General features: G+C 47.9%; 10 protein-coding genes and 1 pseudogene. 8 read left to right on the plus strand and 3 right to left on the minus strand.

Annotation, left to right across the window (positions count from 1 at the left end; genetic code table 11):
* Positions 1 to 475: 475 nt before the first annotated feature.
* Positions 476 to 3,130, plus strand: a complete 2,655-nt coding sequence (locus J07HQW2_RS10610) for a hybrid sensor histidine kinase/response regulator (protein WP_021055503.1) — start codon at positions 476 to 478, stop codon at positions 3,128 to 3,130.
* A 136-nt stretch (positions 3,131 to 3,266) separates the two neighbouring features.
* Here the strand turns inward: J07HQW2_RS10610 and J07HQW2_RS10615 are convergent, their stop codons facing one another.
* On the minus strand, positions 3,267 to 4,379 hold the full coding sequence (locus tag J07HQW2_RS10615) for an aminopeptidase (RefSeq protein ID WP_021055504.1): 1,113 nt from the start codon (positions 4,377 to 4,379) through the stop codon (positions 3,267 to 3,269).
* Between the two features lie 402 nt (positions 4,380 to 4,781).
* On the opposite strand from J07HQW2_RS10615, the gene J07HQW2_RS10620 reads away from it, so the two are divergent.
* The 5 genes from J07HQW2_RS10620 to J07HQW2_RS18550 all read left to right on the plus strand — a co-directional run bounded on the left by J07HQW2_RS10620 (position 4,782) and on the right by J07HQW2_RS18550 (position 8,722).
* The gene (locus J07HQW2_RS10620; protein WP_021055505.1) at positions 4,782 to 5,795 is read left to right on the plus strand and encodes a DUF7114 family protein; all 1,014 of its coding nucleotides are present in this window, start codon (positions 4,782 to 4,784) and stop codon (positions 5,793 to 5,795) included.
* A 721-nt stretch (positions 5,796 to 6,516) separates the two neighbouring features.
* Positions 6,517 to 6,702 (plus strand): hypothetical protein, encoded by a 186-nt coding sequence (locus J07HQW2_RS18540; RefSeq protein WP_021055506.1) that lies wholly within the window; start codon positions 6,517 to 6,519, stop codon positions 6,700 to 6,702.
* A 45-nt stretch (positions 6,703 to 6,747) separates the two neighbouring features.
* Positions 6,748 to 6,984: a hypothetical protein gene (locus J07HQW2_RS18545; protein WP_021055507.1), complete on the plus strand. Its 237-nt coding sequence runs from the start codon at positions 6,748 to 6,750 to the stop codon at positions 6,982 to 6,984.
* 128 nt (positions 6,985 to 7,112) lie between these two features.
* On the plus strand, positions 7,113 to 8,519 hold the full coding sequence (locus tag J07HQW2_RS10635; protein WP_021055508.1) for a dihydrolipoyl dehydrogenase family protein: 1,407 nt from the start codon (positions 7,113 to 7,115) through the stop codon (positions 8,517 to 8,519).
* Between the two features lie 80 nt (positions 8,520 to 8,599).
* Positions 8,600 to 8,722: a hypothetical protein gene (locus J07HQW2_RS18550; RefSeq protein ID WP_021055509.1), complete on the plus strand. Its 123-nt coding sequence runs from the start codon at positions 8,600 to 8,602 to the stop codon at positions 8,720 to 8,722.
* A 97-nt stretch (positions 8,723 to 8,819) separates the two neighbouring features.
* Here the strand turns inward: J07HQW2_RS18550 and J07HQW2_RS10640 are convergent, their stop codons facing one another.
* The gene (locus J07HQW2_RS10640; protein ID WP_021055510.1) at positions 8,820 to 9,086 is read right to left on the minus strand and encodes a helix-turn-helix domain-containing protein; all 267 of its coding nucleotides are present in this window, start codon (positions 9,084 to 9,086) and stop codon (positions 8,820 to 8,822) included.
* A gap of 328 nt (positions 9,087 to 9,414) precedes the next feature.
* Here J07HQW2_RS10640 and J07HQW2_RS10645 point away from each other — a divergent pair.
* Both J07HQW2_RS10645 and J07HQW2_RS10650 read left to right on the plus strand, forming a co-directional pair.
* A pseudogene (locus J07HQW2_RS10645) lies at positions 9,415 to 10,231 on the plus strand (transposase); the annotation flags it as partial.
* A gap of 328 nt (positions 10,232 to 10,559) precedes the next feature.
* Positions 10,560 to 11,987 (plus strand): short-chain fatty acid transporter, encoded by a 1,428-nt coding sequence (locus J07HQW2_RS10650; RefSeq protein WP_021055512.1) that lies wholly within the window; start codon positions 10,560 to 10,562, stop codon positions 11,985 to 11,987.
* 421 nt (positions 11,988 to 12,408) lie between these two features.
* On the opposite strand, the gene J07HQW2_RS10655 is transcribed toward J07HQW2_RS10650, so the two are convergent.
* Entirely contained in the window at positions 12,409 to 12,924 is a 516-nt protein-coding gene (locus tag J07HQW2_RS10655; RefSeq protein ID WP_021055514.1) for an acetone carboxylase subunit gamma, read from the minus strand.
* Positions 12,925 to 12,940: the final 16 nt, after the last annotated feature.

A 12,940-nucleotide genomic window follows, 5' to 3' on the forward strand; every position in this document is an offset into this window, starting at 1 on the left:
ATTTGGCGCTGCTGCCGTTGGATTAGAAGAGTGGACGCAGAACCAGACAAAAAACCAGGAGCCCTCATAATCGAAAGAGGGTGCATACTCATCGATTGGGCTCACATTACTGACCTAGCTTATCTAATAATTTTGATGTTTCTCAGGCGTAGATCACTGACATATCATTATGCTATAGAACAACAGATCACCTTTGATCGTATCATATCGGAGACACAGAAACCTACAGTGGAGATCACCCTGTCACCGATGGGCGGTAATCGACACCAGTCAACTACCCCACCCTACTTCGCTCATCGGGGAAACCGATTCGCTCTCTCCTTGAGGAAGGGGACTCCACTCGAATATGTTGAATATTATATCCGTTCGGACGATGCCCCCGCAATGTCTATGATCTACTGCCCGTCAAAAAAAGAAGTCACCAACCTGATTCTACGACAACAATTTTTTGAGTAATTGACGAATGATCATACACATGCAGTCGTCTGGCATGCAACCTGGCTCTGAAACACAGATTCAGGTTCTCCACGTTGATGACGATCCCTCAATCACGGAGTTAACAGGGACGTTTCTCGAACGCAAAGACGACCGAATCTCTGTTGAGACAGCAACAAGCGCTACAGAGGGATTAGAGACTGTAGACAATCCCGACCGACTCCGACCACCTGACTGTATTGTCTCTGATTATGATATGCCCGGAATGGATGGAATCGATTTTTTGAAAACTATTCGAGAGGATTACCCTGAGATTCCGTTTATTCTATTTACTGGGAAGGGAAGTGAGGAGGTCGCAAGCGACGCTATCTCTGCAGGAGTTACCGATTACCTCCAGAAACGACCCGGCACTGAACAGTACGGGTTGTTATGTAATCGGATTAGGAACGCTGTCCGGACGCAACGAATGAAACAGCGAGCTGACAGAACAGATGAATTGATGCGATTAACGGAGTTTGCCGGGGGGACTGGTGGATTTGAGATCAACGTTGACACCGATGATGTGTTGATGACCGATGGTTACCGGGGACTTGTGGGGGTACCCAATGACGAACCCATCTCACTGGAAGAAACAATCGAACTCTACCATCCAGATGACCAATCAGAGGTACGGCAAACTATCAACCGAACGATCGAAACAGGCGAGCAAACACGTAGGGGTTGGCGGCTTCAATCGCTAGACGGCACTGAGCGCATAGTGGATGTGACGCTCACACCAGTTGAAAATAATAACGATGGTGCCAACCTCCACGACGATAAAAATAAGACTCATTATGAGACCGCTGTCACCACACTTAGAGGTGCTATCCATGATGTTACTGACCGTCGCGAACGTGAACAGGAACTCAGGACGCAACAACGGTTTATCGAGCAGTCACTCAATGCGTTAGATGACCTGATCTATGTGCTCGGAACGGACGGCAGCCTTCGACGATGGAACGACCGCGTTCCCGAGGTCACGGGTTATTCCGACTCGGAACTGGACAACATGCAAGCTCCCGAGTTTTTCTCTAGTGAGGATCGTCAGGCAATCGCCGATGCAATAGAAACAACTCTATCAGGGCAACCAGTCATTATCGAGGCTGATCTACTTACTGCTGATGACGAGTGTCTTCCATATGAATTTACCAGTGCAAGGCTGACCGACACTGATGAAAATGTAACTGGGTTAATCGGGGTTGGTCAGGACCTGACTGATCGTAAAGAAATCGAAGCCGATATCAATTGGTATCAGACTACTATAGAAAATCTTGAACAAGGCGTTTATATTCTTAATTCTAATTACGAATTCCAGTTTGTCAACCATCGGGTTCAATATATTGAGGAGATTTCTGGGCAGGACTGGCGTGGTCGTCAGCTCTCATCTCTCACTGAGATGGAGATTCTTTCTACAAACGAAATTGAACGAGTTCAAACGGAGATTGATTCTCTCGTCGCTAATACGACTGATCAAGGCAGCATCGAAGTCAATCCTAAACTCCCCAAACCAACAGGTGTCTGTGAGCTTAGACTCACGTCACTTGACGTTCAAACGCAACCCAATGAAGACCTCGTACTTCTCACAACTCGTGATACTACAGCAGAAAAACAGCGCGAACAGAATATTCGAGAACTCAAACATCACTACGAGACGCTGATGGAGAATTTCCCCGACGGCGCGGTGTATCTGTTCAATCGTGATCTTGAGTATGTCCGTGCCCGCGGAACAGAGCTATCCAGAGTCGGACTTTCACCTGATGATGTTCAGGGTAAGACACCGCATGATATATTCTCACGGGATATTGCTGATGAACTCTGTCAGTATCTTGAAGAAGCGCTAACGGGTGTTGCCAACACATTTGAACAGGAGTATGGAGGCGAACGATACCAGACTCAGACGGTGCCAATTCAACTTGAGGGTGAGGAGAACACTCAAATCATGGCAGTCACGCAAAATATCACCGAGGAAAGTAAGAATAGGCAGAAAATGCAACAAAAGAACGAACAGTTAGAGGAGTTCGCGAGCATTCTCTCTCATGACTTGCGGAATCCACTCAGCGTGGCTGAAGGTCATCTCGAATTGGCAGTGACTCGGGATATTCACAACGGCGAGGATAGCACTGAGGATAATCACATTGTGAAAGCACAAAATGCAATCGAGCGGTGCCAGGGACTCATTAATGACCTATTGAGATTGTCACGAGAGGGCGACCGAGTGGACGACATCGAACCCGTTAGACTTGATAATATGGCTGAGGAATGTTGGGAGACGGTAGAGACAGCGGCGGCGACACTCACCATCGAGGATCGACACTCAGATCCACAGACGCTCAAAGCCGATCGAACTCGGCTCAAACAACTATTAGAAAATCTCTATCGAAATGGCGTTGAACATGGCGGCAAGGACGTGCGCATTTTAGTTGGTGTCATGAACGATGGCTTCTACGTGGCAGATACTGGTCCTGGAATCACCGAATCTGCCCGCGAGAAAGTCTTTGAGGCAGGATACTCAACAACCGGAGAGGGAACCGGATTTGGTTTACGAATTGTCAAGCAGATTACTGACGCTCATGGATGGGAGATTAATATCACCACTGCTGAAAGTGAGCAAGACGGTGCACGATTCGAATTTACCGATGTTCAATTCCTGGACTGATCTGTGCGTGTGGTGTGTCCGTGTACTCTCAGCTTTATTTTTAGTTTTTAGTTTCAATTTTCAGGTTTTCAATTTGACTTCTTGTCTCACTCTTCATGGATTCCAGATTTCAACATTATGATCTGTGTTATAACACCTATGCATATTCAAAGCCGGATTCCCATCGGAATTGTCCGTTCCGCTGGATAATTTCATCATCAATCTCAAGTTGTGCACCGGATCCAATGTCGGCAATCAAATCAACGTGAACGGCTGAGTCATTTCCAGACTCATCTGCAGGGAGACAGGCGTCATATGCACGCCCAACCGCGAGATGGACGGTGTCGCCCATCTTCTCATCAAATAATATCTTATTCGTTATCTGATCGATTCCACGATTCATTCCAATCCCGACTTCACCTAGTCGTCGGGCGCCAGGATCGGTGTTCAGAATATTACCGAGCGTGTCAACTCCTGCTGTGGCATCATAATCAATAACAGTCCCATCTTCGAAAGTTAACACTGCGTCGCGAATCCGTGTATCTTGGATCGTCATCGGCACATCAAACTGTACGGTTCCTGAGACAGCCGTCTCGACAGGTGCGGTAAATACCTCACCAGATGGTAGATTATGTGAGTCGTATGCAACGGACGCTGCTGAATTCACCGCTGTTCGGTTCTCTATTGACATTGTGATATCGGTATTTGAATCATCACTCACGATGCGCAGTTCGCTCCCAGCATCGAGATATTGCTTGAGACGGTCCATTTCATCAGCTAATGTCTCCCAGTCACGGAGGATTGCGTCATAGACAAAGTTTTGATACTGTTCATATGCCATTCCTGCTTGCTGAGCAAGTGCCCGTGTTGGATGCACTGTTGAGACCCAATCGGTCGACATCCGTGCTTCTCGCACCTGTGCATTTGCTTGTGCAGCTGCTTGTTTGGTTTCACCACTCACATCGGCTGTTGCGGTCGTATTGCGGTCGCCAGCAAGGATCAAAACACTATCAGCGTTGTCGTATAATGCGTGCTCATGTGCTGGTGCTGACTCGAAGTCTGTGTCATGTGCCCGGGAGTATGCCCGTGAGATTTCTGCTGAATTGTATGTCGTCACGAGGTTTGCGCCTCGCTCACCGAGCACGTCAGCAACAGCAACTGCCAGATCGTGTGCACCCTCAGCTACGTTGATAACGACGTTATCACCAGCATCAATGCGTGCACTCCAGTCAATGAGCAGTGATGCATGCTGGTGAACTCGATCATCCATACTGTATTGTTTGCTTGTGGTGAATAAAAACGACGACGGTCAGTGCTGTATAGATGCGAGGCGAGTACGCCTTCGGTGGTCATAGAGCTTCAAAATCAAAGCCCACACCGCTTTAGCCCTGAAACGAAGTCATTAGATTGGAGATTCCGTCGTTCTGAATTAGTTATTTGACTACGGCTATGATATATAACATGTGTACTGATTGTGATAAGCATAAAATTTCCGTCAGATAATCTCATATATCAGGGTACAGAGGAGTCATCTCACGCCCGTTTGTAGTTCATCAACGAAGTGATTACAATACACAGAATCGATGATTCAAACTGATTATAAATACATTCGGTCGCCGTATGACGGTGATTTTCCAAAGGTCTTTGCCCTTGCCCCAGCTACCCGTACTCAATGGACGATGCCGTGCGGGTCCGTGACGCCGCCAGAGAGGCAGTTATGGATATTGAACCTGGTCCTCTCCGCACGGCGCTTCACACTCGCCTCACAGATACGGCGATGACACCCGCCGTGCTTGCACTTGCGAGCGCTCGGGCACTTGGTAGTCCTGATGATAGTGGTAACCCTGAGGATGTAACTAATCGAGACCGATCACCAATCAGCGATGGAGCTGGAAGTACATCTGGAGGGACTCGCGAGCATGGACGTGTTCCTGAAACAGCGTCTGATGACGGTGAAATGCATTCTCATAACCCAAATACAAACGGCGATATCGATATCGATATCGAACCGAATGGTAATCTGAACGCTGAAACAGCAGATGAGGATCCCGACAATCGTCATGTCAACCAGTATCAGCGTACAAACGCGGGCGAAAGCGTACACCGATTGCCGCTAATTGACCGTGCAGCAGCTGTGCAGTTGATATATGAAGGGCTACGTCTTACTCGATCACTCGCTGACACAGAACCATGGGTCACATCAACGACAACCGATGGAGACAAACATAAGAATGCGAGTGTAAATACAAATAAAGATACCACAGCCGAATCTGGCGACATTGACGCTGATCTCAAGGTCCTTGCCGCAGACGTATTTGTCTCACGTGGATTCGCGTTGCTTGCTCAGACTGATGCCGCAGGACGGGCTGTAGACGTTGTCCGCGCCTTTGGTCGGGATCAAACGCTCAATCGGACAGAGAGTGCTGAGAGTGCTGCACATGATGGGAATCTTGAAGCTGATATCTTTGCACTTGCCGTCGCGGTCGGTGCTTCTGCGGTTGATGAGACAGTCACGCAAGCCGTAGTCGAGTATGTGTCAGAACTCTCTCGTTCATATACAGAAGCAGCCAATGACGGGCTTCCACCTGAGAAGATCATCTCAAAAGCTGTTGAAAATCGTATTGACGCCCTCAACACGGATAATCAAGATAATCCAGTGCCATCATCAACGACTGATCGACACTGAAATATGACTTTCGGTATTCGAAACCGGACGCACAAACCAGCGTTCCAAATCAAATTACTGTGGTTTCAGATATAGACATTGGTTATATTATCAACCACTGTTAGGATACTATCAACCGGTGTGTTCCACCCGACCAAGTTCAGGAAATTACTGCTTGAAATAAGAACTATACGTCTTATCACATGATCTTGAGCATTTCCGAGACACTCGCTTCATAATCTGTAGATAATCAGAAGTTTTGACAATATTTCGGTGTCATTCACTCGTATATGAACTTCACTCTCTGGTTTCGAGCTATCGTGTTCTGTTTACTTTTATTTATTAACGGAGGGATGATGATCAATTACGCCCAACACGTCGAATAGCAATCGCCGTATCCAACAAAAGAGGATATACGGAATAATTATGAATCTCACGTTGGCGATCAGGTGAACTTCTGGGCTCGTGTGGATACGGTTCAAAAAGATACAATCAGTGTCACGCACGGACAAACACTGTATATTCAAACGAACGACCTGACAGTGCGTTCTGGTGATTGAATTCAGGTATATGGCACGCTCAAAGAGCAACAACTCGAAGTTGAACGTATCATCGTGAGTCCTCAATTCAATCGATTGTATATGATCGTCGCTTCTGCAGGCGGTGTGGTACTTTGATTATTTGTCTTCATTCGCCACTGGAAGGTAGATGCCAGAGATTGGGCAATCGTCCCGCGTAATCAATGAGCGACTTACTGACACATGTCCTCGTGATGTATATTCTGAGCACGCTCGCAGTATGGCGGATTTGTTCTTTTAACCGTCGTTATGTTGGAATTACGATGCTTGAAGCAGTCATTCCGGATGCTGCCAAGGGATTGTTACCCGCAGGACCAGAGATTATTTTATTCGGCATCAGAGCGTCTTGATATGCACTTCAAACAGTTGACTCAGTAATCGTTTTCATTCTTGCTGTGATTTTATTCTTCCGCACTGATGAGAGACGTGCCATCTTTGACGCTCTCAGTCTCGGTACGATGGTGCATGTGTTTCTTGATTTTCTTGTTATCCGGACAGATGCAATGACACCGCCGTATCTGTATCCACTCACCTGGGCGCCGCTTCCGTCGGGAGGTATCTATCTCAGTTCCGATATCTGGTATAGTCTAATTGCTCTGTTAGTGAGCGGTATCATATTGTATCTTGATTAAAAATAACTTGCAATACATACAGCTTTGTGAAGTCTCCAAGGAAGAATCGAACATAAATAAACACACGGCTGTGTGAACATTGGACAACGCCACCGAACCGTTAATCAGATGGGTGTCATAATAAAACTATGTCAACACACGTTGCCGTCATCGGTGCATACGGCAGTGCTGGTATTGCTGCCGCGCAGCAACTTGCCGAGATGCCAGAGGTTGAGGTTACGATGATTGATGACGGCGACCCCGGAGGAGGACTCTGTATTCTTCGCGGGTGTATGCCATCAAAAGAGGTGCTTTCAGCTGCTGAACATCGATTTGCGGCTCGACACGACGACCGTTTAGATGGACCACTGCCGGATGTTGATCTCGATTCAGTTGTTGAGACAAAAAATAAACGTGTATTAAATTTCGCAGCACATCGACGAGCAGGCGTCGAGGAACTTGCTGAGAAGGAGAACGTCCAATTTTACACTGAAACAGCACAGTTCCTCAATGACCGAACACTCTCAGTCGGTGACACTACCATTGAGCCAGATTATGTTGTCATCGCAACCGGCTCTTCAGTGAATGAGCCGTCGCTTCCTGGTATTGAGGATGTTTCAATGATGACAAGCGCGGATGTCCTTGATGCGACCTCATTTGGAGACTCGGGAATTGTCATGGGCTTCGGATACGTCGGCATGGAGATGGTTCCGTATCTTGCAGAGGCAGGAGAGATGGATATCACCGTCATTGAGCATGATTCTCGACCGCTTGATGAGGCTGACCCAGCGTTTGGTGATGCATTATTATCGTATTATCGCGATGCATTCGACATAACCGTGCTTACTGAAACGGACGAACGTCGTGTTGAATCGACAGCAGACGGTGGCGTAAGGATGTCGGTCCGACGGGAAGGACGTGAAGAGACAATCGAAGCAGATCAGCTATTCGGATTTACCGGACGGCGACCTGCAGTTGATAATCTTGGGCTTGAGAATACATCGGTGAATCCTGAGCCCGGATGGGTTCCGGCGACAATGCAAGCCCGGGGGAATGACCGGATTTTCGTTGCTGGTGATGCAAACGGACGAGAGCCAATCCTCCACGTTGCCAAAGAACAGGGTGTCACTGCTGCGAATAACATTCGTGCACATGCAACCGGCGATGACCTCACATCGTATCAAAATGTGCATCATCATGTTGTATTCAGCGGACTTGGGGTTCTACCATATGCCCGGGTAGGTCACTCAGTTGAGTCCGCGGAAGCAAGTGATCATGAATTTATTTCCGTGAGTCGGGAGACAGCGAGCGATGGAGTGTTCAAGTCGAAGAATGTGCCGGATGGGCTTGCCCGGTTAGTTGTTGATGTTGACGGCACGGTACTTGGATGGCAGGGACTGCATTACCATGCTGACCCGATGGCAAAGACAATGCAAATCGCCGTTGAGTTAGGACTCGATGTTCGGGAACTCCCAGATCGAGCATATCATCCGACAACACCCGAAATTATTGACGGACTGATTCGCTCAGCGACAGAACAGCTCGAATCTGTCTAAACTATGTCCATACTGTTTGTGTATGAGTAACACACAAGCGAGAAAATACAAATATGGATCATCATATGTAACTAGATGTGATGATCGAAACGACTGAGGAAACGAACGCAGAGTCGACGATTGCCTGTGATGCATGCGGTAATGAGTTTCATTCAGCAAAAGCAGCCAAACAGCATATGTACGATGTCGGATTGCTGAGATAATGACAGTAGAGTCAGAATATTGTATAATTACTATATGATTGCTAGAATCAACTGAGCGTCATTCACTCAGAAAGGGCAATGGTGAGTCAACTATTATTCAATCATCCACAGAGCCGGTATCACTTTGTTGATCAGGCATCCGATTGAACACTGTTGTTTGTGCGTTCTTCAGACGGCGACTGAACGTTGTTCGACCGACATCAAGGGCGTCTGCAACATCTCCAGCCGGTGCATCTTGAGGACGAGAGAAAAATTCCATTCGTGTTGCAGTCTCTATTGCCTGTCGTTGGTATTCATCTAATTCACTGAACACCTGTGCGTCGATTGACTCACGCTCAATCGTTTCTCTTGATTGTAGATGCATCGCCGGAGACTGCGTTCGGAAGATATCGATAATGTCTGCAACACTGGTATCGGTCGGTTAGATGTAGATGTAGCAAGAATTCCGTCGAACGTGCATTAGCGGAGACGGTGACCACTACGACTTCCTCAGTCTTGAGAGAACGATGTATATCAGCCGTCTTGACGTCGATTTGACATGCCCCTTCTGTTCATCACTCGATACTGCTGTCGTTGTTTTGACTGACTTATGCGCGGCTGCCGCCGTATTTATTATATCGCACACCGAGCCGTCTCCCTGTATGAGATACCAGACCGTCTCATCTTCAATACGTACACTGGTGAATGTGACCGACGATCAAGTTCGCCTCTCACAAGGTCGCAATCAAAACGAACACTCGAAAGCGTGGGAATTCATTCTTCTCGAGTACGAGACACGCCCCAATGTCAGAGTTGAGAACTTGCAACAAGTCAGAGCCGTCTGCGACAAGGCGAAAAAACGGTGTGGGTGTTGACCTCGGCATTTGTCACTTCGCGGCCGTCACGTACAGCACGGAGGATGCCGATCTGTACCCCGGGAATCGTCTGAAACAGGACAGGGACGGCTACTATTTCCTGAAGGAAACCATCAAATGCAATCACTCGGGCGGACAAAAATCCACTTGTCTTCACACCAAGTGGTCGGAGCGCCGCACCCAGTTCACTCCACTTCTTCCACATCCTCTCGAAGTATATTGTTCAACGGTGTCTTGAGAGGGGTGTTGGGCGCATTCAGGTCGGTGGGTTGGAGAGTGTCTCTGAGGACGAGAACGGTCAACGGTGAGTCGAAGAATTGGGGCACACACGGCAACCTTGATTTGCATGCATGGGCGTTCGATCGCTTCACCTCGATTCTCGAATACAAGGAGAAGGTCGAGGGGATTCAACTCGGAGAAGTGTCAGAACGCGACACGAGCAAGACATGTTGCGTGTGATGCGGCGTTCAACGCTGACAATGGGGCGGGGGCGGAGAATATCCGTCTCGACATCAGCAATAGTGAAAGTAACTCCGAGTCCGCACCCAGTTTGGGGGATAGGACCCCCGGCTGGTTAGCACAGCCCGACGTCTACCTCTGTGAGTTGTCCAGCGGATTCCAACTGCAGGAACAAGTGGTAGACTCCAAGTCATAATATCCCAAACGCGGTCGGGATTCCGTCGTCTGCAGGCGCGGGAGGATGTCAATCTTGAATTGTCTATGATACCATTAGGTAATACCCATTCAACAGCGGTTGTCTTAGGTTTAATTGAAACACTGTCTCTGCCACCTGCTCGTGATCTTCCCTCAATCACCAATCACTAATCAGACGTTTAACGCCTCAATTAGACTGATATCTGTGATTAACGAGAACTCTGTATCCCCTATAAACCGACACCAACGGTTCTCTTCGGATGTATCCATATCGTAGTCGTAATAAAATATTAATACTATCAATATCTTTCATGTTATTATATTAGTGCATGTCAGCAACAAACGGCACAATCATTGAGCGGGTCGGGTATTGGTTTTCTGATAAGGTGGAACGATGGATGCCAAGCCCATTTTTATTCGCGGTCATCCTCACATATCTGGTCTTCCTTTCCGGACTAGCCTTCACCAGTTCCGGTCCTGCGCAGCTGATTCAAAGTTGGTATGACGGGTTCTGGGCATTCCTTACTTTTGCGATGCAGATGGCATTAATTCTCATGACTGGATTCGCTATTGCGTATCACCCGCGAGTCAATGATGTGATCACGCGGTTAACCGAGATTCCATCAAGCGGTAAACAGGCGGCAGTTCTTGTTGGCGTGGTAGCAATGGTGCTTGGCTGGATTCATTGGGGATTCAGTCTGATTCTTGGTGGTATTTTTGCACGTGAGATGGGTGTGACGGCTCACGAGAAAGGGATCGACGTCCACTACCCGCTACTCGCAACAGCTGGTTACCTGGGTCTTGGACTAACCTGGCACTGGGGACTTTCAGCCTCTGCACCACTCCAGATTGCAACAGAAGGAAACGCGTTTATTGAAATGGGGATTGTCAACGGAGTTGTCCCGACGTCGGCAACAGTCTTCAGCAGCTATGCAATTATCCTGTTTGTGCTCTCGGTTGCCTTCGCCGCGACGATGCTCTATCTACTTGCACCTGGCTCAGAGAGAGCACAGGGAATCGAAGAGTTTGTTGACCCGACGACTCTAAACAATGAGGAAACAGATGAGGTTGCCACAGACGGATCAGGCGCCACCGTCAGCGCCAGTGCTGGCGCCACAGCAGACCCTGTCCCTGCTGAGTTGATCGACAACAGCCGGATTCTTGGCATCATTATCGCGCTCAGCGGTGTCGGGCTATTCGTTTTCCAATTTGCCCAGCAGGGGCTGGATGCCCTCTCACTTAATGTCGTGAACTGGGGATTCCTTTTTGCTGGTCTACTGATTTACACCAATCCCTCGGCATACCGTGAGAAGTTCAGTGAGGCTGCGTCCTCTGCGGCTGGAATCATTCTTTTATTTCCGTTTTTTGCGGGAATTCAAGGGATCATGAGTGGATCGGGACTTGCGGAGTTGCTCGCGAATCAACTCGTTGCTGTTGCAAGTCCTGCGACGTTTCCGATTATTGCGTGGCTCACAGGTAGTATTATTAATCTCTTTGTTCCCTCTGGTGGCGGTGAGTGGATTGTTGTCGGACCGTCAGTGCTTCAAGCAGCGAGCGATCTTGGTGTCCCAGCAGGGAAGGCAACAATTGCGTATGCCGTTGGCGATGCCCACACAAACTTGTTGAACCCATTTTGGGCACTCCCATTGCTTGCTATAACCGGTATCAGAGCTCGCGAGATGTTCGGATACGCTGTTGCAATGTTGCTTCTCCTCATTCCATTTCTTACGATTGCGCTCTATATAGTCCCGTACTGACGACATTAAGTACCACCTGCTCATTATTGCCGCGTCTTTTATTTCAATATCCGGATGAGTCTGAATTTATTAGGTGCAACAGATGTGCCAGATTTGATAAGTGATATCTTGGGTACTGCCGATGCTTCATCCATTCTTGAATCTGAGCAGTCACACACTATTCTGATGAGAGTGTGCGCTATTCCGTCTCAGTATCTGTGTCATACAGACTCTACAGCATCTAACTGAACTCTCGGGTGCAGGTCTGTTGAACATAAATGAGGTCTTAATCACTCCATCGATACTCTTCGCCATCTTAAAAAGTGAGTGCGCTAGTAAATAATGCCAGCATGTGTAGTTAGCGACAAGACAAAACTACTGTCAAGATACCATATCATACCGAGGACTGATCGCGAAAATGAAAGACGTCTGTATCGAGAGCTTACGCTGGCTGTGAATCCGGCGATGGGATTGGCTCGTCAATCCAGTCTGTGTAGAATGTTTCAATATCTGGTTCGAACTCGTGGATGATAGGATATCCGGGCATGACGTTGTTTACTTCAAGCAGCGTCTTGCAGCCAGGGCAGAAATACTCTCGAAGCTCCATGTAGTCTGGGTGTGGATGCATGTCTTCAGGATAGATTTCGAGATACTCTTTCTCTGTATCTCGAACGTTAATCAAGGCATCATGCTTCCAGTTCTTGTCGTGTTCGCAGAACTCATGACCACAGTCGCATTTGATTATCCACTGATCTCCTGGTTTAGCAACGACGTATAGATGATCTGCATATGGAATGACAATCGGGTCGTCCCAATCGACCCGATCTTGAAGCACATCACGAACCGTTTGAAACCGATCCGCGTCCTTGAAATCACTCATCATATCGTGCAAATCGCTCCATTCGAGATTATCGTCGACTAAGTCTTCGATTATCTCACGGGGATAGCTTTCTGGCATTTGTATTCACCTCTGG

This window comes from Haloquadratum walsbyi J07HQW2 (assembly GCF_000415985.1).
Classification (GTDB): domain Archaea; phylum Halobacteriota; class Halobacteria; order Halobacteriales; family Haloferacaceae; genus Haloquadratum; species Haloquadratum walsbyi_B.

What these genes read in the sequence shown, in the direction of transcription:
- J07HQW2_RS10610 (WP_021055503.1), top strand. Translation starts at nt 476, where the DNA reads ATGCAGTCGTCTGGCATGCAACCTGGCTCTGAAACACAGATTCAGGTT.
- J07HQW2_RS10615 (WP_021055504.1), bottom strand. Translation starts at nt 4,379, where the DNA reads ATGGATGATCGAGTTCACCAGCATGCATCACTGCTCATTGACTGGAGT.
- J07HQW2_RS10620 (WP_021055505.1), top strand. Translation starts at nt 4,782, where the DNA reads ATGGACGATGCCGTGCGGGTCCGTGACGCCGCCAGAGAGGCAGTTATG.
- J07HQW2_RS18540 (WP_021055506.1), top strand. Translation starts at nt 6,517, where the DNA reads ATGAGCGACTTACTGACACATGTCCTCGTGATGTATATTCTGAGCACG.
- J07HQW2_RS10635 (WP_021055508.1), top strand. Translation starts at nt 7,113, where the DNA reads ATGTCAACACACGTTGCCGTCATCGGTGCATACGGCAGTGCTGGTATT.
- J07HQW2_RS18550 (WP_021055509.1), top strand. Translation starts at nt 8,600, where the DNA reads ATGATCGAAACGACTGAGGAAACGAACGCAGAGTCGACGATTGCCTGT.
- J07HQW2_RS10640 (WP_021055510.1), bottom strand. Translation starts at nt 9,086, where the DNA reads ATGCATCTACAATCAAGAGAAACGATTGAGCGTGAGTCAATCGACGCA.
- J07HQW2_RS10650 (WP_021055512.1), top strand. Translation starts at nt 10,560, where the DNA reads ATGTCAGCAACAAACGGCACAATCATTGAGCGGGTCGGGTATTGGTTT.
- J07HQW2_RS10655 (WP_021055514.1), bottom strand. Translation starts at nt 12,924, where the DNA reads ATGCCAGAAAGCTATCCCCGTGAGATAATCGAAGACTTAGTCGACGAT.